General features: G+C 62.5%; 22 protein-coding genes. 9 read left to right on the top strand and 13 right to left on the bottom strand.

Going from position 1 to position 17555, the window contains the following annotated elements; translation table 11 throughout:
• Positions 1 to 68: 68 nt before the first annotated feature.
• The gene (locus LB545_RS28135; protein WP_224706158.1) at positions 69 to 965 is read right to left on the bottom strand and encodes a LysR substrate-binding domain-containing protein; all 897 of its coding nucleotides are present in this window, start codon (positions 963 to 965) and stop codon (positions 69 to 71) included.
• Between the two features lie 117 nt (positions 966 to 1082).
• On the opposite strand from LB545_RS28135, the gene LB545_RS28140 reads away from it, so the two are divergent.
• Positions 1083 to 1373, top strand: a complete 291-nt coding sequence (locus LB545_RS28140) for a muconolactone Delta-isomerase family protein (RefSeq protein WP_140555775.1) — start codon at positions 1083 to 1085, stop codon at positions 1371 to 1373.
• A 177-nt stretch (positions 1374 to 1550) separates the two neighbouring features.
• Positions 1551 to 2549: a transporter gene (locus LB545_RS28145; protein WP_224706159.1), complete on the top strand. Its 999-nt coding sequence runs from the start codon at positions 1551 to 1553 to the stop codon at positions 2547 to 2549.
• Here LB545_RS28145 and rarD read toward each other — a convergent pair.
• The 9 genes from rarD to cysS form a co-directional block, all read right to left on the bottom strand.
• Positions 2527 to 3453, bottom strand: coding sequence for an EamA family transporter RarD (gene rarD / locus LB545_RS28150; protein WP_140494526.1), 927 nt, complete (start codon positions 3451 to 3453; stop codon positions 2527 to 2529). The genes LB545_RS28145 and rarD overlap by 23 nt on opposite strands.
• A 265-nt stretch (positions 3454 to 3718) precedes the next feature.
• Positions 3719 to 4231 carry a hypothetical protein gene (locus LB545_RS28155; RefSeq protein WP_140494528.1) on the bottom strand — a complete coding sequence of 171 codons (513 nt, stop codon included), beginning with the start codon at positions 4229 to 4231 and terminating at the stop codon, positions 3719 to 3721.
• Positions 4232 to 4234: 3 nt separating this feature from the next.
• Positions 4235 to 5851, bottom strand: coding sequence for a citramalate synthase (gene cimA, locus LB545_RS28160; RefSeq protein ID WP_140494530.1), 1617 nt, complete (start codon positions 5849 to 5851; stop codon positions 4235 to 4237).
• Positions 5852 to 6038: 187 nt separating this feature from the next.
• On the bottom strand, positions 6039 to 6998 hold the full coding sequence (gene pip / locus LB545_RS28165; protein ID WP_140517824.1) for a prolyl aminopeptidase: 960 nt from the start codon (positions 6996 to 6998) through the stop codon (positions 6039 to 6041).
• Positions 6995 to 7471 carry a GFA family protein gene (locus LB545_RS28170; protein ID WP_140559467.1) on the bottom strand — a complete coding sequence of 159 codons (477 nt, stop codon included), beginning with the start codon at positions 7469 to 7471 and terminating at the stop codon, positions 6995 to 6997. The genes pip and LB545_RS28170 overlap by 4 nt, the downstream gene beginning before the upstream one ends.
• The gene (locus LB545_RS28175) at positions 7468 to 7959 is read right to left on the bottom strand and encodes a GFA family protein (protein ID WP_140818856.1); all 492 of its coding nucleotides are present in this window, start codon (positions 7957 to 7959) and stop codon (positions 7468 to 7470) included. Before LB545_RS28175 ends, LB545_RS28170 begins: the two co-directional genes overlap by 4 nt.
• 6 nt (positions 7960 to 7965) lie before the next feature.
• Positions 7966 to 8352, bottom strand: coding sequence for a VOC family protein (locus LB545_RS28180; RefSeq protein WP_140580914.1), 387 nt, complete (start codon positions 8350 to 8352; stop codon positions 7966 to 7968).
• The gene (locus LB545_RS28185) at positions 8349 to 8753 is read right to left on the bottom strand and encodes an endonuclease domain-containing protein (RefSeq protein ID WP_224706160.1); all 405 of its coding nucleotides are present in this window, start codon (positions 8751 to 8753) and stop codon (positions 8349 to 8351) included. Before LB545_RS28185 ends, LB545_RS28180 begins: the two co-directional genes overlap by 4 nt.
• 91 nt (positions 8754 to 8844) lie before the next feature.
• Complete coding sequence (cysS, locus tag LB545_RS28190; protein ID WP_224706161.1) at positions 8845 to 10293, bottom strand: cysteine--tRNA ligase; 1449 nt, start codon at positions 10291 to 10293, stop codon at positions 8845 to 8847.
• A 415-nt stretch (positions 10294 to 10708) separates the two neighbouring features.
• On the opposite strand from cysS, the gene LB545_RS28195 reads away from it, so the two are divergent.
• Positions 10709 to 10864, top strand: a complete 156-nt coding sequence (locus LB545_RS28195) for a hypothetical protein (RefSeq protein WP_140494544.1) — start codon at positions 10709 to 10711, stop codon at positions 10862 to 10864.
• Positions 10865 to 10929: 65 nt separating this feature from the next.
• Here LB545_RS28195 and LB545_RS28200 read toward each other — a convergent pair whose 3' ends face one another.
• Positions 10930 to 11706 (bottom strand): SOS response-associated peptidase, encoded by a 777-nt coding sequence (locus LB545_RS28200; protein ID WP_224706162.1) that lies wholly within the window; start codon positions 11704 to 11706, stop codon positions 10930 to 10932.
• A 123-nt stretch (positions 11707 to 11829) separates the two neighbouring features.
• Between LB545_RS28200 and LB545_RS28205 the strand changes: the two genes are divergently transcribed.
• The 4 genes from LB545_RS28205 (at position 11830) to LB545_RS28220 (ending at position 14210) form a co-directional block, all read left to right on the top strand.
• On the top strand, positions 11830 to 12264 hold the full coding sequence (locus LB545_RS28205; protein ID WP_140494548.1) for an NUDIX hydrolase: 435 nt from the start codon (positions 11830 to 11832) through the stop codon (positions 12262 to 12264).
• Between the two features lie 62 nt (positions 12265 to 12326).
• The gene (locus tag LB545_RS28210) at positions 12327 to 12701 is read left to right on the top strand and encodes a TIGR02301 family protein (protein ID WP_140494550.1); all 375 of its coding nucleotides are present in this window, start codon (positions 12327 to 12329) and stop codon (positions 12699 to 12701) included.
• A 387-nt stretch (positions 12702 to 13088) separates the two neighbouring features.
• Entirely contained in the window at positions 13089 to 13346 is a 258-nt protein-coding gene (locus LB545_RS28215) for a hypothetical protein (protein ID WP_008874920.1), read from the top strand.
• Positions 13347 to 13415: 69 nt separating this feature from the next.
• Positions 13416 to 14210, top strand: a complete 795-nt coding sequence (locus LB545_RS28220; RefSeq protein WP_224706163.1) for a hypothetical protein — start codon at positions 13416 to 13418, stop codon at positions 14208 to 14210.
• A 104-nt stretch (positions 14211 to 14314) separates the two neighbouring features.
• Here the strand turns inward: LB545_RS28220 and LB545_RS28225 are convergent, their stop codons facing one another.
• Both LB545_RS28225 and LB545_RS28230 read right to left on the bottom strand, forming a co-directional pair.
• A complete protein-coding gene (locus LB545_RS28225; RefSeq protein ID WP_140580909.1) occupies positions 14315 to 14542 on the bottom strand; it encodes a hypothetical protein in 228 nt (75 codons plus the stop codon).
• 52 nt (positions 14543 to 14594) lie between these two features.
• Positions 14595 to 15926 (bottom strand): dihydroorotase, encoded by a 1332-nt coding sequence (locus tag LB545_RS28230; protein WP_224706164.1) that lies wholly within the window; start codon positions 15924 to 15926, stop codon positions 14595 to 14597.
• Positions 15927 to 16007: 81 nt separating this feature from the next.
• Between LB545_RS28230 and LB545_RS28235 the strand changes: the two genes are divergently transcribed.
• Together LB545_RS28235 and LB545_RS28240 are read left to right on the top strand one after the other, a co-directional pair.
• Complete coding sequence (locus LB545_RS28235; RefSeq protein WP_140580904.1) at positions 16008 to 16868, top strand: YgfZ/GcvT domain-containing protein; 861 nt, start codon at positions 16008 to 16010, stop codon at positions 16866 to 16868.
• Positions 16868 to 17500 carry an HD family hydrolase gene (locus LB545_RS28240; RefSeq protein ID WP_140517817.1) on the top strand — a complete coding sequence of 211 codons (633 nt, stop codon included), beginning with the start codon at positions 16868 to 16870 and terminating at the stop codon, positions 17498 to 17500. The genes LB545_RS28235 and LB545_RS28240 overlap by 1 nt, the downstream gene beginning before the upstream one ends.
• Positions 17501 to 17555 lie beyond the last annotated feature (55 nt).

A 17555-nucleotide genomic window follows, 5' to 3' on the forward strand; every position in this document is an offset into this window, starting at 1 on the left:
TGAAGACAGAACCTACTGCCCTACTGCCCTACTGCCCTACTGCCCTACTGCCCTACTGCCCTACTGCCCTACTGCCCTACTGCCCTACTGCCGGCCAGCCGCAGATCATCGATTACCGCCCGCCGATCCTGGCGCCGCCAGGCGAGATGGATCGAGACCTTGCGCTCAAACCATGGCAGGTCCCGAAACAGGATCCCGGGCGGCGCGGCGATGCGCAGGCTCGACTGGACGGTGGCAAGGCCGAGGCCGGCGCTGACAAGGCCGAGCGAGGTCAACGGGTCCGCCGTCTCATAGGCGATATCGGGCAGGAAACCCGCCTTGGCGCAGGCGGCCAGGAACTGGCCGCGATTGGTGTCGTCGGGCTGGCGCACGACGGTGATCCAGACGCGGCCGTCGAGATGGTGCGGCTGGATATCGGCCACTTCGGCGAGCGGATCGCCTTCGGGCATCGCCAGCGCCAGCGGCTCGTGGCGCAGCGGCATGCTGGCGACATCGGGATCGTCCGCGGCGGGCGGCGAATAGACCAGGCCCAGATCCAGCGACCGCTGCCGCAGCTCCTCGATCTGCGCCGCCGAGCGCAGGCTTCTCAACTGGAGATGAAAATCCGGCCGGTCGCGGCGGAATTGGCGCAGCATCGCGGCGACAAGCCCGGAATGCACGGCGCCTTCGACATAACCGATGGCAAGACGCCCGACAGACCCGCTGGCAAGGTTTCGACCAAGTTCCTCCAGCCGGCGCGCGTTCGACAGCAGCGCGCGGGCCTCGGCGAGAAAGGCGCGGCCCTCGGCATTGAGATGGACGCGCTGTTTTACCCGTTCGAACAGGATCACGCCAAGCTGCTGTTCAAGCTGCATGATCTGCCGGCTCAGCGGCGACTGCGAAATATGCAGCAGTTCGGCGGCGCGACCGACATTGCCGGTTTCCGCGACTGCGACGAAATATCTGATCTGGCGCAAGTCGAACATTTTTTGCTCCGGCATCAAGTCCTCAAAGGTCTCAACTTTACCCTAATCAGTCTTGGACAGTCTGACGATCCAGCGCGATACCTGCCGTCATCAACCGCTGACAAACAGGAGACCAACATGCAGTTCTTTGCCCTTCTCACCCGCAACACCGAAAAGTTCACCGATGCCGATTTCGCGCCGCTGCTGCCCGGCGAGGCCGAGCAGCGGCGCACGCTCTATGCCCAGGGCGCGGTTCGCCAGGTCTGGAACCGTGGCGACATTCCCGGGAGCGGCATGATGTTCGAGGCGGCCAGCGATGCCGACGTGCGCAGTCATCTCGGCAGCTTGCCGCTGGTCAAGGCCGGCATGATGGACATTGCCGCAATCGTGCCGCTGAACCCTTATCCCGGTTTCGGTCCGAAGCGCTAAGTGTGGCAGTCGCAATGCGGTGGCGGCGAAAGGCGCCGCCGCACTGCCGCGGCCGCTCAAGAGAGTGTGATCGGCTGTCAAGGAACCGTCACACGAAACCCCGCCGCCCATGCTAGATGTTGCAATCACGCGCCGCCAAGCGGTGCGATGCTCGAAATATGCATCCGGCACTACACCATGGATACTGCTCTCGCCCCGGAAGGCGCCGACCTGTCGCCCTACCTGCCAGACGAGCATGGGCTGTTCTTCATCTATCATTTCACCGCCGACGGCCTGCGCACCAAGGATGCCGCCGGCGCGCATTGGACGTGGCGCAGCTACCAGCTTTCCGACATGCGCGCACGCCACGAGATCGCCGCCGAACAGGCCCTGCCGGCGCCAGTGCGCGAGGCCTTCCTGTCCGCCAGCCATGGCTGCCACATCGACCTCGAGGATGACTGGCTCTACGGCGACCTGCCGGACCTGCGTCACGACTATTCGGCGGAAGCCGGCGGGCTCGGCCATTTCCGTTTCGCCCTCAACGACACCATGCTGGTCGGCGCCCGCAAGCAGCCCTTGCAGTCGGTCGACAATATCCGCAAGGCGATCGAGAACGGCTCGCGCAAGTTTCGCTCGCCGGCCGAGCTGATCGAGGCGGTCGTGGGCCAGTCGTTCGACGGCATGGCGGTGGAACTCGCTGCACTTGGCGACAGTCTCGACGGCATCGAGGACCGCATCGTCTGCGACGCATGGGACAATGAGCGGCAGGCGCTCGTCGATGCGCGCCGGCACCTGGTGGTGATCCACCGGCAGATGGCGACCCTGACCAATCTGTTTCGCCATCTCGACCATTCGCACCGCAACGACCTGCCCGATTCGATCAACGACATGGCAGCACGGCTTTCGCACCGCGCGCAGACGCTGCACTATGATGGCGAGCAGTTGCAGGCGCGCGCCAGGCTGTTGCAGGACGAGCTGATGGCCAAGCTGACGACGCAGTCGAACCGGCTGCTCTACGTGCTGTCGGTGATGACCGCGGTGCTGTTGCCAATGACGATCATCTCGGGCCTGTTCGGCATGAATGTCGGCGGCTTGCCGCTGGTCAACACGCCGATAGGCTTCTGGGTGGTGACTGCGGTTTCGATGCTGATCGCCGGAGCGACCTATCTCTTCGTCAGGCGGCTCGGGCAGATGTAGCCCGGCGCGCCGTCGCCAGCATCGACCAGGAATACATGGCCAGCGCCGCCCAGATCAGGGCAAAGGCGACAGCCTGGGTGGTGTCGAACGGCTCTTTGAAGATCAGCACGGCGATCAGGAACACAATGGTCGGCGCAATATATTGCATGATGCCTATGGTGGAGAGACGCAAAAGCCTGGCGCCGAATGCGAACAGCAGCAGCGGCACCGCGGTCACCGGCCCGCAACCGGCCAGCAACGCCGCATCGACGCCGTTGCCGGAAACGAAATGGTCCTGTCCGGTGGCGATCAGCCAGGCGATATAACCCAAGGCCGGCACCGACAACAGAAGCACTTCGAGCAGAAAACCCTGGCTGGGGCCGATCGGCAGCGTCTTGCGGAAAAAACCGTAGGCGGCGAAGGAAAAGGCCAGCGCCAGCGATACCCATGGCAACTTGCCAGCCTCGATCGTCAGCACGGCGACCGCGATCGCCGCAAGCACCACGGCCGCGATCTGCAGCCGATCGAGCCGCTCGCCGAGCAGCAGGGCGCCGACCACGACGCTGACCAGGGGATTGATGTAATAGCCAAGGGCGGTTTCTACGGTGCGGTCGACGGCGATCGCCCAGACGTAGACGCCCCAATTGACCGAGATCAGCGCCGCCGTCAGCGCCGCCATGGCGATCGTGCGGGGCGAACGGATTGCCGCCTTGAAATCCGCCGTGCGGCCGGCCCAGACCAGAACCGCGGCGGCGATCGGCACCGACCAGACGATGCGGTGGGCAATCACCTCGGCAAGCGGCAGGTGCGCAACCGCTTTCATGTAGAAAGGCAGCAAACCCCACAAGAAATAGGCACCCAGCGCCAGCAGGAAGCCGCGGCGGGCTTTTGAAACTGCGTCCTGGGTAATTGCTTCAGCGGCCATGGCCCAACGCTATGGCCCAGTAACCTTGGCAAGACCATCGCAAAGTTCTGATGGATCAATGGACTTTCGCTGATGGTTCAAGCGGTGTGCCTTGCTCCGCTACACGCCTGCCAACGCAACGCTTTGTTCTACCGTGAGTAGGCTACCTCTCTAGAGGTGGCTCATAGCCCTCCCGGATTTCCCGCCCAGGCGGCGGCTGCGGTTTCTGTTCGTCACGCGGCCGTTCGTCTTCTTTGTCTTTGTCATCGCCCATTTCAATCCCTCCTCAGCCAAAAATAAGATAGTGACCGTAAGTTATGATTCCGCAAGCGAAGGGCAACAAGCTCCAGGCAAACCAGCGTTTCGCCTGAAAATAATTTTCTGTTTTTTCGTCATTTGCCCGCGCATTGTGCGTCCCAAATAACACAAATTGACGTGTCACTGCGTCAGCAAATTCCCTCTCAGCTGCCTGATTATTCTCTCGATAATACGACTCCAACTCGGTATAATATTTCATCATTTCGCTCGGATAATCAACATATTTGTAGGTTCTGCCGTAAAATCCTATGAGCAGAAATAATATAGAACCCCCTAAAACAAATGCACATACCGCAAATAGAGAAAGTATCATCCTCTTGTCCGGATAGGGGTTCTTCTCACCAATATCACTTACGACAAAGACCATCGAGACAATAATTCCGGTGACGGCCGTCAGCATAACCCCGACAGAGCCGTCTAACTTATCCTTCCTTTCAATTTCAAAGGAGTACATCTCTTTGAAGAAGAGGTTGACGTCCATATCTCACTCCGCCGCCACCAGACCCGCCATGTCCCGGTTCTTCATCAGCTTGTAGATGATGGAATCCATCAGCGCCTGGAACGAGGCGTCGATGATGTTTTCGGAAACGCCGACCGTCCACCAGCGGGCACCGGTCGCATCATGCGATTCGATCAGAACGCGAGTGATCGCCTCGGTGCCGCCATTGAGGATACGCACCTTGAAGTCGGCGAGTTCCAGATCGGCGATTTCGCCCTGGTATTTGCCGAGATCCTTGCGCAGCGCGATGTCGAGCGCATTGACGGGGCCGTGCCCCTCGGCCACCGACATCTTCTCCTCGCCCTCGACCAGCACCTTGACCACCGCTTCCGACACCGTCTTCAACTGGCCATTGGCATCGAAGCGGCGTTCGATCATGCAGCGGAACGAGGTGACATGGAAGAACTCGGGCAAACCGTGCAGCATCTTGCGTGCCAGAAGCTCGAAGGAGGCGTCGGCGCCCTCATAGGCATAGCCGGAGGCCTCACGCTCCTTGACCACCGATATCAATGCGTCGAGCCGGTGATCGTCCTTCGGCACATCGATGCCGCGCCGCTTCAGCTCGGCCAGGAAATTGGCCTTGCCGCCCTGGTCGGAAACCATGACGCGGCGGCGGTTGCCAACCGCTTCCGGCGGCACATGCTCGTAGGTCGCAGGTTCCTTGGCGAGCGCCGAAGCGTGGATGCCGGCCTTGGTGGCGAAGGCTGAAGCGCCGACATAGGGCGCCTGCGCCTCCGGAGCGCGGTTCAAGAGTTCGTCGAAGGCGCGCGACAAGCGCGAAATGCCGGTAAGCGCCTCGGCGGAAATCCCCGTCTCGAAACGGTCGGCGAAGGCCGGCTTCAACGCCAGCGTCGGCACGATGGAGATCAGATTGGCGTTGCCGCAGCGTTCGCCAATGCCGTTCAGCGTGCCCTGGATCTGGCGCACGCCCGCTTCGACCGCGGCCAGCGAATTCGCCACCGCCTGGCCGGTGTCATCATGGGCATGGATGCCGAGATGGTCGCCGGGAATGCCCGCGGCGACGACCCTTTCGACGGTTGCGCGTAGTTCCGAGGGCTGCGTGCCGCCATTGGTGTCGCACAGCACCACCCAGCGCGCGCCGGCATCATAAGCGGTCTTGGCGCACGCCAGCGCATAATCCGAATTGGCCTTGAACCCGTCGAAGAAATGCTCGCAATCGACCATCGCCTCCTTCCCCGCGGCAATGGCGGCTTCCACCGAGGCCTTGATGGACTCCAGATTCTCCTCATTGGTGCAGCCGAGCGCCACACGGACATGATAGTCCCAGCTCTTGGCGACAAAGCAGATGGCGTCCGATCGCGACTGGACGAGTGCGGCAAGCCCAGGATCGTTGGAAGCCGACACCCCCGCCCGCTTGGTCATGCCGAAGGCGACGAACTTTGCCTGCGCGGTTCGCTTCTCCCTAAAGAAGGCCGTGTCGGTCGGGTTGGCGCCGGGGTAACCGCCCTCGACATAGTCGAGGCCGAATTCGTCGAGCAGCTTGGCGATGGCGATCTTGTCCTCGACCGAGAAGTCGATACCGGGCGTCTGCTGGCCATCGCGAAGTGTTGTGTCGAAGAGGTAGAGGCGTTGCTTTTTCATCGTCCTGTGGGCGCTTGAACGCCCCCCTCTGTCCTACCGGACATCTCCCCCTCAAGGGGGGAGATCGGCAGTTCGAATGTCCCGCCATCACCTGCGGCGCTGAAAATTTGCGAAACCCCAGGTGATGGCCAATCTCCCCCCTTGAGGGGGAGATGGCCGGCAGGCCAGAGGGGGGTGAGCGCCGACATCAGTTTTTCCCCACAAACCCATCCGTCGCCCGGATCAGCCGGTCCAATATACCTGGCTCGGAATAGGCATGGCCGGCACCCTCGATCAGGTGAAAATCCGCCTTCGGCCAGGCCTTGTGCAGCGCCCAGGCGTAGCGTGCCGGGCACGGCATGTCGTAGCGGCCGTGGACGATGGTGCCGGGAATGTCCTTCAACTTCCAGGCATCGCGCAGCAACTGTCCCTCCTCCAGCCAACCGGCATGGACGAAGTAGTGGTTCTCTATGCGGGCGAAGGCGACGGCGTAGTCGTCCTCACCAAATGGTCCGCTGGTCTCCGGCTCGGGCAAAAGCGTGATCGTCTCGCCTTCCCACAGGCTCCAGGCGCGGGCCGCCTCGATCTGCGCGTTTCTGTCGGACCCCACCAGCCGCTTGCGATAGGCGGCCATCATGTCGCCGCGCTCGGCCTCGGGGATCGGCGCCAGGAAGCGCTCCCACTTGTCGGGAAACATCTCGGAGACGCCGAACTGATAGTACCATTCGAGCTCGGGGCGGGTCAGCGTATAGATGCCGCGCACGACGAGCTCACTGACGCGTTGCGGGTGCGTCTCGGCGTAGGCGAGCGCCAGCGTCGAACCCCAGGAACCGCCGAAGACCAGCCATTTGTCGAAGCCGGCCATTTCGCGCAGGCGCTCGATATCGGCGACCAGGTGCCACGTGGTGTTGGCCTCCAGCGAGGCATTCGGCGTCGACTTGCCGCAACCGCGCTGGTCGAACAGGATGACGTCGTAGAGATCGGGATCGAACAGCCGCCGATGCTTTGGCGAGATGGTGCCGCCCGGCCCGCCATGCAGGAACACCGCCGGCTTGGCGCCTTTGGTGCCGGAGCGTTCCCAATAGACCTGGTGGCCGTCGCCGACGTCGAGCATACCGCTCTCGAAAGCTTCGATCTCGGGATAAAGCGTGCGCAGTTCAGAGCTCATAGTTGCAAACCTTTGGACGGCCAGTCCGTCGTTTCATGGTCGGGATGCTGGAAGGAGATGATCTCCTCCTGCCTTGCGTAATAGTCTGGATCCTGGTGGACGGGCTGTTCGAAGATCGTCTCCACCCAAGGCAGCCGCCCGGCGTAATTGACCTGGATCTGCGGCGCCAGGTCGGAGCGATCGTCGAAGGCGCCGATGGCGATCTCCAGGCCGCCGGGCTGGCGGTAGGTCAGCGGCGTGCCGCAGCGGGCGCAGAAACCGCGATCGATGTTGACCGAGGACTGGAAATAGCTCGGCTCCTCACGGGTCCATTCGACGCCGTCCTTCGGCGCTGTCACCAGGGCGCCGAAAAAGGAACCGAACTGTTTCTGGCACATGCGACAGTGGCAGATGGACGGGCGTCCAAGCTTGCCCTTGATGCGGAAGCGCACGGCGCCGCACTGGCAGCCGCCGGTTCGAATGGTCTCGCTCATGATGTTTTCTCCGGCGGCCATTGCTCGGTGTCGTGGTCGGGATGCTGGTAGGAGACAAGCTCTGCCAGATAGGGGGCCGAACCCATGTCCGCCATCGTATCCTCGCCCGGCAATTCTGGAATGGAATCGACGTAAGGCAGCTTTGCCTCCGTGCCCCACTGGATGGTCGGCGCGATATCAGCCGGATCGTCGAAGGCCGCAATCGCCAGCGCCATGCCGTCCGGCGCCTCGAAAGTCAGCGGCGTTCCGCATTCGGCGCAGAACCCACGCCAGGCAGCGTTCGACGAGCGGAAGCGCTTGGGCTCGCCGCGCGTCCAGTCCACCTTGGCGCCGCGCACCGAGACCAGCGGAAGGTAGAAATTGCCGCTCGCCTTCTGGCACATGCGGCAATGGCAGACCGAGGCATCGCCGAGTGCGCCCTCGACGCGAAAGCGCACGGCGCCGCACTGGCAGCCGCCGGTGTAGATCGGCCGGTTGTCGAGGCTCATGGCAGGTCACTCCGCATCATGGCAGACGGCCTCGACATTGTTGCCGTCGGGATCGAAGACGAAGGCGCCATAGTAGTCCGCATGATAGTGCGGGCGCAGGCCCGGCCCGCCATTGTCCTTGCCGCCGGCGGCGAGAGCGGCAGCATGGAAAGCATCAACCTCGGCGCGGCTGCGCGCGGTGAAGGCAACGTGCTGGCGGGCCTTTTGGCCCTCCTTGCCTTCCTGGAGCCAGAACACCGGCCGATCGCGGCCGTAGCCACCGACCTTGGCGCCGCCGGTGTATTCCAGCGGCACCATATGGAGCAGCGAGGCGCCAAGCGGCGCCATCGCCTTGTCATAGAAAGCCTTCGAAGCGTCAAAGTCAGCAACGTCGATGCCGAGATGGTCGATCATGGAACGAACTCCTCCGTTGCTGGTTCCGGCACTTCCGCGCCAGCCAGGCCGGCCGCAATCACGATGTGCTGACAGACATTGTCGATATCGCGGATCACGTCATCATTCCAGAAGCGCAGGGCGGTCCAGCCGCTGGATGTCAAGTAGGCGGTCCGTGCCTCGTCGCGTTCCGCGTGCTCAGCGTCTGCATGCTGGCTGCCGTCGACTTCGACGATGAGGCGATGAGCTGAACAAGCAAAGTCCACGATATAGGGGCCGATCGGCACCTGCCGGCGAAAGCTTAGCCCCATCAGCCGATGAGCGCGAAGTTCATTCCATAGCTTTAATTCGGCGTCGGTCATGACGCGACGCATGGACTTTGCGTTCTTGCGCTGGCGTGCGGGAACGAGGTCGTGCCCCATGGCTAGACAACACCACGCTGAAGATTAGCGAAACCGCTGATAGCCGTCATCAAAGCCTCCGCCAACTTTGAAACGATGCTCTGCAGCGCCCTCACCGCTTCACCTCCCACGTCGTCACACGTTCGCCGGTGACCGGGTCCTTGCCGTCCTTCAGTTGCACGCCTTGCGCCAACAACTCGTCGCGGATGCGGTCGGCTTCGGCCCAGTTCTTGGCGGCGATCAATTCCAGGCGCCTGGCGATCGCCTTGGCGAGCGCGGCTTCGTCGACCTTGGCCGCGCCGACATCGAAACCCAGGAAGGCAAGCGCACCCTTCAGCGAGGCCGCTGCGGCGTTTTCGCCATCGCCGCTGAAGTCGACCGCCTCGCCGGCCAACTGGGTCAAAACCTGGAAGGCGGCGTAGGTGGCGAGATCATCCGACAACGCCTGCACGACCTCGTCCGGCAATTGCCCGACCGCCGGCGCCAGATCGGCCGCGCGTTTCCACTTGCGCAGCGTGTTCTCCGCTTCCTCGAGCTTGCGCACGGAAAAGTCGATCGGTTCGCGATAATGGGTCATCAGCATAGCCAGCCTGAGCACCTCGCCGGGCCATTTGCGGCCGCCGAACGTTTCGGTCTCCAGCAGCTCGTTGATCGAGTAAAAATTGCCGAGGCTCTTCGACATCTTCTGCCCTTCGACCTGCAGGAAGCCGTTGTGCATCCAGATGTTGGCCATCACATCGGTGCCGTGCGCGCAGCGTGACTGGGCGATCTCGTTCTCGTGGTGCGGGAAGATCAGGTCGAGACCGCCGCCATGAATATCGAAGACCTCGCCCAGATAGGCGGCGGACATGGCCGAGCATTCGATGTGCCAGCCCGGCCGGCCCCTGCCCCATGGGCTCTGCCAGCCCGGCTCCTCCGGGGACGACAACTTCCACAGCACGAAGTCGCCAGGATTCTTCTTGTGCGCGTCGACTGCAACGCGAGCACCGGCCTGCTGCTCGTCGAGATTTCGCTTCGACAACTGGCCGTAGTCGGGCATCGAAGCGGTGTCGAACAGCACTTCGCCTGCGGCAACATAGGCATGGCCGCGTTTGATCAGGCTTTGAATCAAGGTGATCATGTCTGCCTTGCCGTCGGCACGGGGCTCGACGAACTCGGTGGCGCGCGGCTCGACTGTTGGCTCCAGGCAGCCGAGCGTCGCGACGTCCTTGTGGAATTGGCCCGCGGTCTTCTCCGTCACCCGCCTTATCGCCTCGTTAAGCGACAGTCCGCCGGCTGATATCTCGCTGCCGAAATCGCGCAGTGCGCGTGCATTGATCTTGTCGTCGACATCCGTGATGTTGCGCACATAGGTGACGTGCGTCTCGCCATAGAGATGGCGCAGCAGCCGGAACAGCACGTCGAAGACGATCACCGGCCTGGCATTGCCGATATGGGCGAAGTCGTAGACGGTCGGACCGCAGACATACATGCGCACGTTCAGCGCGTCGATCGGGACGAAATCCTGCTTCGCGCGCGTCAGCGTGTTGTAGAGGCGCAGGCCCTTCGGTGCGTCAGACATTCCATGCCTTTCCGGTTCAGAACTTTTGCCTGGATGAAGCCAGCTCCGCGCCGAGGCGCAAAACGGACTCCAGCCTGCTGGCCGGGGCGTTTGTCCAATCTAGGGGAAGATGAGGCGAAAACGTCCGGACCAGCGCGAAGCTAGCCAATAATGCAAATGCCACAAATGGCGAAAGACGTTTTCATAGGCGGCTTTATCGCCTTGGCCAGTGTTGCCGTCAAGTCGCTTATCCCGAGAAAAACGACGCCAGAACCGGCAAATGCGTCGCCCGATCACACGGAATCAGCCACTGAAACATTTATTAAACATGTCGGCACAGTCATGAAACATACTCCGGCTAGATCAACCTGCGTCACGATTTGGTCGGATTCGGCCGCCAAACGCAGACACGGAAACGTTATCTGGGAAGAGACACATGCCTCGAAGCAAGCAGGAAGCCAACCGCGCCAAGCAACCAGCGCTGGCAAACCATTATCGCGCAATCGGCCCGGCCGCGATCGTCGCCGCCCTGCTCCACACCGCGAAGAAGAAAAAGCCGGTGCAGAAAATCGTATCGCCCCGCGCTGCCTGAAGCAGTGCGCGATCGGCCCAAGGGTCGGAACGAGGCGCCAAACCGCACCTCGAACAGAGTTCCTGCTAAAACAGCGTCATCTGACTGTCGTCCGCGCCGGGTTTCCGGCGCTTGACCTTCTCGGGCTCGGGCCCGATCTCCCCCTTCTCCTGAATCTCCGGCCCGGTGTTGGCGACCTTGTTGACGAGGTCGGAGACCGGAATCGCTTCGAAGAAGTCGCGTTGCGCCGGCCGCAACAGGTCGGCGACGTCGCGCGGCTCAAGTCCGCGGCAATCGAGCCAGCGGGTGAAGTCTTCAGGTGCGATCACCACGGGCATGCGGTCATGGATATGCGCGATGTCGGCATTGGCCTCGACCGTCAGAATGGCGCCGGTGTCCAACTCCGAGCCGCCCGGTTCCGCATAGGTTTCAACCAGCCCGGCAAAGGCGACCAACTCGCCATGCCGCGGCCTGATCCAGTAAGGCTGCCCCTTCCTGCCGCCCGCCTCTCCGGGCCGCGCCTGGCGCCATTCGTAAAAACCTGATGCCGGCACCAGCGCCCGGCGATGGCGCATGGCGGCTTTGAACGAGGCCTTTTCGATCACGCCTTCGGAGCGTGCGTTGAACAGCAGCGGAAATTCGCCGACATCCTTTACCCAGGCGGGGATCAGGCCCCAGCGCACCAGCATCGGCCGGCGGTCCGGCAGGTTGGAACCCGGCGCCCGCGGCGGGCCTGAGATCGCCATCAGCACCGGCTGCGTCGGCGCTATATTGTAGCGCGCAGGAAACTGCTCCACCTCCGCCAGCCCGAGGAAAGCGGCTGTCTGGTCCGGTGTCGCGGTCAAGGCAAAACGTCCGCACATGTCTATTGGTCCTGATGTCCGGTTTCGAAAGTGGCGATAGAACAGCAGCACTGCAACCGCTAAAGCTGTCCGGCGTCGGCCGGTCCACAACAGGCTGCCGTAAATCAGGGCGATCGGATATCCATGGACGAAGTGCGAAAAGTCATTCCCGCGGTCTCGGTCGCCGTTGTGCGCGGCGACGCCGTGCTTCTGGTCAAGCGGGCGCGACAACCCTCGCAAGGGTTCTATGCATTCCCGGGCGGCAAGGTCGAAGCCGGTGAGACGCTGGAACAGGCGGCACGGCGCGAATTGCTGGAGGAGACGCAATTGCAGGCCGAAAACTACCGACGGCTGCGCGAAATCCTCATCGACGGCACGCTCGACGGGCATCCGGTCGATTACCTGCTGACGGTATTCGGTGCGGCCCATGCCGGCGGCGAGGCCGTGGCCAGCGACGACGCCGAGACCGCCGCCTTCTACACGCTGGCCGAAATGGCTGATCTGCCGCTTGCCGGTTCGGTGCTCGCGGTCGCCGAGGAACTGCTCGGACGGCCGTCGCAAACCCCTGAGCGACCCTGAAATCCGGAATTCGCCCGGCACAATCGCCTTGCAGGCGGCAAATTGTTTGGCCAGATTGACTTATGCGTTGCCTTCCTCTCCTTCTCGCGACATGCCTTGCCGTCAGCCCTGTGGCGGCACGACCGGCGTTCAGCGCGGAGGCACCCTTCGAACCGGGGCTGATGCGGCTGGCGGAGGTTCTGGGGTCGCTGCATTTCCTGCGCAATCTGTGCGGCGAAAAGGGCGACCAGTGGCGCGGCGAGATGCAGAAGCTGCTCGAATCGGAGAACCCGGATCCGCAACGGCGCGCCCGCTTCATCGCCAGCTTCAATCGCGGCTACCGCTCATTCGGCGGCACCTACACGCAATGCACCGCGTCGGCGACCGAAGCCATCGGCCGCTACATGAAGGAAGGCGAGACCCTGTCGCGCGACATCGCCTCGCGCTACGGCAACTAGCGCATATCGCCCAAAGTGCCCTCGCAAGAGCGCATCCGGCCTTCATCAACAGATATCCGGTCCATTGGCGGCGACTGCGGGCATATCCAGCTTGTGTCGAGAACTGTCATGGTGCAATCCTTTTGTTGCGCTTATGCAACAGCGTTAATGAAACGTTAGCGCGCGGATGTGGAATTAACTCAAACTGAAGGTTTTCACCCCGCAGGCACGCCTAATCGGCTAAGTTTGACCAGGATTGAATGCAGCTTCGCAAGCGCAACCGGCCTCCTGTAAAGAACGATCAAAAAAATGTCGTATTTACAAAGACTTATTTGCGGCTGCGTGTAAACGGAACAGATCAAGCCTGATCCATCGACGGATCGCTGCTTGCAAGGGTGGACATCGCTTATGGAACATGGTGTCAACGACATCGACGCGCTGGTCAGGGAAGAAAAGCGCCTGACCGCGGTGGAGAGCCACAGCGAGGCCTGGGCCGAAGGTCTTTCGGCAGGCATAGAACCCGAGATCATCGCCGAAGCGGCGCTTGAAACCGCGTTCGGCGAAATGCTGCGCGCCAACGGCGAGACATCGGCCCTTGCCCTGCTCGACCGCATGCGTGAAAAGGTGATTGCTGGCGCCTTCGAACCCGAACGGCTGCGGCACTGAACCGACGTCCGGTTCTTTGACGGCAAATGCCGCTCGGGCATCATGCCCGGAAGCAGGGAGAAACGGGCAGTGAATTTTTCGATGTCAGGCGAGCCGCGCGGCTTGGTCCTTTGCATCTGTTTCGCCGCGTGCAGTGCCGCGATTCCCTTGGTTGCGTGTCTGACAAGCAGTCCCGCTTATGCGCTGAGCGAGATCAAGCGCGAAGAATTCCCCTCGCCGGCCCAACCGATGGTGGACGACGACGTGTCGCCGCCGGGAAGCACCGTGCCGATACCCGATCCGGTCGGAACGCCATCTTCGACGAGCCAGCCAACCGCCCCGGACAAAGCCGAGCCGGTCACCCCGCCGAACGGCGACGGTGCCACCAACAGGCCGCGCGTCGATCCCGACGCGCCCACGCCGGAGGTCGTCTACGACCTCAGCAAGCTGCCTGAACCGGTGCGGCGCATGCATGACCTGATCATCGAAGCCTGCGAGAGCGGCGACATCGAAAGACTGAGGCCTTTGATCGGCAAGGGCGACGGCATGACCCAACTGTCGCTGGCCGACATAGATGGCGACGCCATTACCTTCCTCAAGGGGCTCTCCGGCGACCAAGATGGCCAGGAGATTCTTGCCATACTGGAGGAGGTGCTCAATGCCGGCTATGTCCATGTCGATGCCGGGACGCCACAAGAGCTCTATGTCTGGCCGTATTTCTTCGCTCTACCCCTGGACAAGCTCGACGCCAGGCAACGGGTCGAGCTGTTCAAGATCGTCACCGCGAGTGACTTCGACGACATGAAGCAGTTCGGCGCCTACATCTTCTACCGCGTCGGCATCACGCCCGCTGGGCAATGGACGTTTTTCGTCGCCGGCGACTGAAACTCGGACACGCGAGTGCCTATTCGTGCGGATCGCCTCGTCGAATGGCTGCATCGGGCCCGTTAGTATTCCAGTTGCGGAGAAATCAGGAAGGAAACGAAACTTCAGCCAGTGGTCAAAAGAATGCCCTGGCCGAATTTTTCCGCCAGGTTCTGGATAAGCAGCCTTTCAGATGTTGTAAGGCGCTCTTGATCGACAAACCGCCAGTTGCGCTCGTAGATGGCGAAAGCTTCCTCGGCAGGAATCGGGCGCGTTGCATCGCGGCTCCAGACGAGTGCGTGTAGCTCCGGAAACTCAGCGGGGACAATCATTGGCGTGATATCTGTGCGCATAACCCACTCAACTTAGTGGATCGTGCCTAAGAAATCCAACGATGTGAAATGGCTATGCGGGCAACGCCTCGGAGAACTCCACTGCCCTGCCCTGGCCCGGCGTCGCGATCTCGCCCTCCCACATGATGCGCTGGCCTCGAATGACAGTGCCGACCGGCCAGCCGGTGACTTCCTTGCCGTCATAAGGCGTCCAGCCGGCCTTCGAGCCGGCTTGTGCATTGGTGATAGTCTCGCGCCGCTTCATGTCGACAATTGTGAAATCGGCATCATAGCCGGCGGCGATACGGCCTTTCCTGGCCATGCCGAAGATGCGCTGCGGGCCGTGGCTTGAAAGATCGACGAAGCGCTGCAAGGTCAGCCTGCCGGCGTTGACGTGGTCGAGCATGATCGGCACCAGCGTCTGCACCCCGGTCATGCCCGAGGGCGATGCCGGATATGGTTTTGCTTTTTCGGCCAATGTGTGCGGGGCATGGTCGGAACCGAGTACGTCGACAATGCCTTGCGCGATTCCGTGCCAGACGCCGTCGCGATGGCGCGGGGCACGGACGGGCGGGTTCATCTGGATCAGCGTACCGAGCCGTTTGTAGTCGTGCGCCGACAGTGTCAGATGGTGCGGTGTCGCCTCGCAGGTGGCGACATCCTTGTGCTGTTCGAGGAACAAGATTTCCTCGGCCGTGGAGATGTGCAGGACGTGGATGCGGGCACGGACGGCGCGTGCGATGCGCACCAGCCGCTCGGTGCAGCGCAAGGCGGCGATCTCGTCGCGCCAGACCGGATGCGATGAAGGATCGCCCCCGATGCGCTCGCCAAGGCGTTCGCGCAGCCGGAACTCGTCTTCCGAATGGAAAGCGGCGCGGCGGCGGGTGTTCCTGAGGATCGAGGCGACGCCTTCATCGTCCTCGACCAGCAGGTCGCCGGTGGACGAGCCCATGAAAACCTTTATCCCGGCCGCGCCCGGCAGGCGCTCGAGCTCGGCGACATCGTTGGCGTTGTCGCGGGTGCCGCCGACCCAGAAGGCGAAGTCGCAGTGCATACGGCCGGTGCCGCGCCGGACCTTGTCGGCAAGCGTTTCTTCGCTGGTCGTCAACGGATTGGTGTTGGGCATTTCGAACACGGCGGTGACGCCACCGAGCACCGCCGCCCGAGATCCAGTCTCCAGATCCTCCTTGTGCTCCAGTCCCGGCTCGCGGAAATGCACCTGGCTGTCGACGACGCCCGGAAGGATATGCAGGCCCCGGCAGTCGATCGTCTCGCCGGCCGAGGCCTGGCGCAGATCGCCGATGGCGGCGATGCGCCCATTCTTCACGCCGACATCGCGTTGCCCCTCGCCGTCATGGTTGACCACCATGCCGCCTGTCAGGATGAGGTCGTAGGTGTTGGCCATGCTGATCGATCTCTTGCAGGGGAAGTGTCAGCGGCTTACGTAATGGCCATCCGTTTTGCAAGATCAGGCTTTTATCCGCCCATGCCCTTTGCCCTGCTGAAAGACCGCGCGCTCATCTCCGTCTCCGGTCCGGATGCCGAACACTTCCTGCAGAACATCCTGACCACCGACCTCGACGCGCTCGGCGCCGGCGAGGCAAAACCGGGCGCGCTTTTGACACCGCAAGGCAAGATCCTGTTTGACTTCCTGATCTCACGGGCCGGCGAAAACGCGTTCCGCCTCGAATGCCGCGCCGACATCGCTGACGATTTCGTACGCCGGCTGATGCTGTACAAGTTGCGCGCCAAGGTCGAGATTGCCAAATCCGAACAGACGCTTGTCTCCATTGCCTGGGGAAATGAGTCAGCTCCCTCACAAAAGGATTCAACCGTGCTGGCCGACCGGCGCTTTCGCGATGAAAGCGTCACCCGCTCCTATGGCAGCGCTCAAGAGACTGACGACGGTGCCGCATGGCAGGCCTTGCGCATCGCGCATGGCATTGCCGAGAGCGGCACCGACTACCAGCTCGGCGACGCCTTCCCGCATGACGTGCTGCTCGACGAGACCGGTGGCGTCGGCTTCAGGAAAGGCTGCTATGTCGGCCAGGAGGTCGTCTCGCGCATGCAGCATCGTGGCACGGCAAGGCGGCGGGTGCTGATCGTCAGGGCCGAACGGGCCTTGCCTGAGGCCGGCGCCGAATTGACCGTCGACGGGCGATCGGTAGGCACTCTCGGCTCGAATGCCGGCACGATCGGCCTCGGCATCGCCCGTATCGACAGGGTCAAGACAGCGCTCGACGCCGGCCAACCGATCCTGGCCGGAGACGTGCCGGTTACGGTGGCCATTCCACCTTTCGCCAAATTCAGCTTTCCCCAGGAAGCCGCCGGCACGGAGGAGGCCTGATGGCGGCCGACCGCATCGGTGCGCCGCCACGCGCCTGGCAGCGCATGCTGTCCGGCCGCCGGCTCGACTTGCTCGACCCCTCACCCCTCGATATCGAGATTTCGGACATCGCCCACGGGCTCGCCCGCGTCGCGCGCTGGAACGGCCAAACCCGCGGCGAGCACGCCTTCTCGGTCGCCCAGCATTCGTTGCTGGTGGAAGCGCTGTTTTGCGACCTGATGCCCGATGCGCCGGCGGACGCCCGGCTTATGGCATTGCTGCACGATGCGCCCGAATATGTCATCGGCGACATGATCTCGCCGTTCAAATCTGTGATGGGCGGCAGCTACAAGGACTGTGAACTGCGCTTGCAGCGCGCCATCCATCTGCGCTTCTCCCTGCCGCCGGAACCAGGCGCCGGCCTGCGCAAGGAGATCAAGCGCGCGGACCAGATCGCCGCCTATTTCGAGGCAACGCTGCTCGCCGGCTTTTCGACCGCGGAGGCGACCGAGTTCTTCGGTCGTCCACGCGGCTTCAGTGCCGAGCGCTTCGATTTCACGCCGCGCTCGGTAACCTGGGCACAGAATGCCTTCCTGAAGCGTTTTTCCGCGATCGAGAAGTCGCGGCGCAAGGTTGCTACGGCGGTAGGGTAGAAAACGCTAAATTAACCGGAACAGCCGACAGTGCGGTGTTCGATCACGAGCCGCA

It is taken from the genome of Mesorhizobium sp. BR1-1-6 (assembly GCF_020165355.1).
Classification (GTDB): domain Bacteria; phylum Pseudomonadota; class Alphaproteobacteria; order Rhizobiales; family Rhizobiaceae; genus Mesorhizobium.

Coding starts and splice junctions, on each gene's coding strand:
- LB545_RS28135 (WP_224706158.1), bottom strand. CDS start 965: ATGTTCGACTTGCGCCAGATCAGATATTTCGTCGCAGTCGCGGAAACC.
- LB545_RS28140 (WP_140555775.1), top strand. CDS start 1,083: ATGCAGTTCTTTGCCCTTCTCACCCGCAACACCGAAAAGTTCACCGAT.
- LB545_RS28145 (WP_224706159.1), top strand. CDS start 1,551: ATGGATACTGCTCTCGCCCCGGAAGGCGCCGACCTGTCGCCCTACCTG.
- rarD (WP_140494526.1), bottom strand. CDS start 3,453: ATGGCCGCTGAAGCAATTACCCAGGACGCAGTTTCAAAAGCCCGCCGC.
- LB545_RS28155 (WP_140494528.1), bottom strand. CDS start 4,231: ATGGACGTCAACCTCTTCTTCAAAGAGATGTACTCCTTTGAAATTGAA.
- cimA (WP_140494530.1), bottom strand. CDS start 5,851: ATGAAAAAGCAACGCCTCTACCTCTTCGACACAACACTTCGCGATGGC.
- pip (WP_140517824.1), bottom strand. CDS start 6,998: ATGAGCTCTGAACTGCGCACGCTTTATCCCGAGATCGAAGCTTTCGAG.
- LB545_RS28170 (WP_140559467.1), bottom strand. CDS start 7,471: ATGAGCGAGACCATTCGAACCGGCGGCTGCCAGTGCGGCGCCGTGCGC.
- LB545_RS28175 (WP_140818856.1), bottom strand. CDS start 7,959: ATGAGCCTCGACAACCGGCCGATCTACACCGGCGGCTGCCAGTGCGGC.
- LB545_RS28180 (WP_140580914.1), bottom strand. CDS start 8,352: ATGATCGACCATCTCGGCATCGACGTTGCTGACTTTGACGCTTCGAAG.
- LB545_RS28185 (WP_224706160.1), bottom strand. CDS start 8,753: ATGGGGCACGACCTCGTTCCCGCACGCCAGCGCAAGAACGCAAAGTCC.
- cysS (WP_224706161.1), bottom strand. CDS start 10,293: ATGTCTGACGCACCGAAGGGCCTGCGCCTCTACAACACGCTGACGCGC.
- LB545_RS28195 (WP_140494544.1), top strand. CDS start 10,709: ATGCCTCGAAGCAAGCAGGAAGCCAACCGCGCCAAGCAACCAGCGCTG.
- LB545_RS28200 (WP_224706162.1), bottom strand. CDS start 11,706: ATGTGCGGACGTTTTGCCTTGACCGCGACACCGGACCAGACAGCCGCT.
- LB545_RS28205 (WP_140494548.1), top strand. CDS start 11,830: ATGGACGAAGTGCGAAAAGTCATTCCCGCGGTCTCGGTCGCCGTTGTG.
- LB545_RS28210 (WP_140494550.1), top strand. CDS start 12,327: ATGCGTTGCCTTCCTCTCCTTCTCGCGACATGCCTTGCCGTCAGCCCT.
- LB545_RS28215 (WP_008874920.1), top strand. CDS start 13,089: ATGGAACATGGTGTCAACGACATCGACGCGCTGGTCAGGGAAGAAAAG.
- LB545_RS28225 (WP_140580909.1), bottom strand. CDS start 14,542: ATGCGCACAGATATCACGCCAATGATTGTCCCCGCTGAGTTTCCGGAG.
- LB545_RS28230 (WP_224706164.1), bottom strand. CDS start 15,926: ATGGCCAACACCTACGACCTCATCCTGACAGGCGGCATGGTGGTCAAC.
- LB545_RS28235 (WP_140580904.1), top strand. CDS start 16,008: ATGCCCTTTGCCCTGCTGAAAGACCGCGCGCTCATCTCCGTCTCCGGT.
- LB545_RS28240 (WP_140517817.1), top strand. CDS start 16,868: ATGGCGGCCGACCGCATCGGTGCGCCGCCACGCGCCTGGCAGCGCATG.